General features: G+C 51.0%; 1 protein-coding gene. It reads left to right on the forward strand.

Annotated features, from left to right (window positions below):
- Positions 1–204 precede the first annotated feature (204 nt).
- Positions 205–432, forward strand: a complete 228-nt coding sequence (locus ACYVRA_RS08485; protein ID WP_461252288.1) for a hypothetical protein — start codon at positions 205–207, stop codon at positions 430–432.
- Positions 433–525: the final 93 nt, after the last annotated feature.

Genomic DNA, 525 nt, shown 5'->3' on the forward strand with positions numbered 1-525 from the left:
AGGCTACGGAGAGTACAGACCGATAGCGCCCAACACAACGCCGGAGAACAGGAAGACGAATAGGCGTATAGAAGTATACGTAGACTACGTCCAAAAGAAAGACGGCGTGATGCCCAAAGGGTCAGACAATTATACAGACCCAGGAACAGGGTATTGATATTGACTTTTATTATTTGATTTTGACTTTTTTATTACGGAGCGATTATGCCAGACGACAAAAAGAAGGATGCGGCGCCTGCCTCCCCTGACGGCGGGGCCGGTAAAAAGAATGGCAATCTTTTCCTTACCATAGGGATCGTGGTAGGCATTTTGATCATCTACGCCCCGGTCACCTATTTCCCTGTCTCTTATACACATCTAGATGTGTATAAGAGACAGGCGCAGCACAACGTCGTAATGACCTTCACCCACACCGGCACCCCCGGCGAGTGACTGTGGGAGCTTACGCTCGTCGGCGGCGAGGAGGTTATTCTCGGCGGCAATAGGGGAAGGTTGACCTTCGCTTTAGACGGTTCGCCCGCGTCT

This window comes from Treponema sp. R8-4-B8 (assembly GCF_054786175.1).

Coding starts and splice junctions, on each gene's coding strand:
- ACYVRA_RS08485 (WP_461252288.1), top strand. CDS start 205: ATGCCAGACGACAAAAAGAAGGATGCGGCGCCTGCCTCCCCTGACGGC.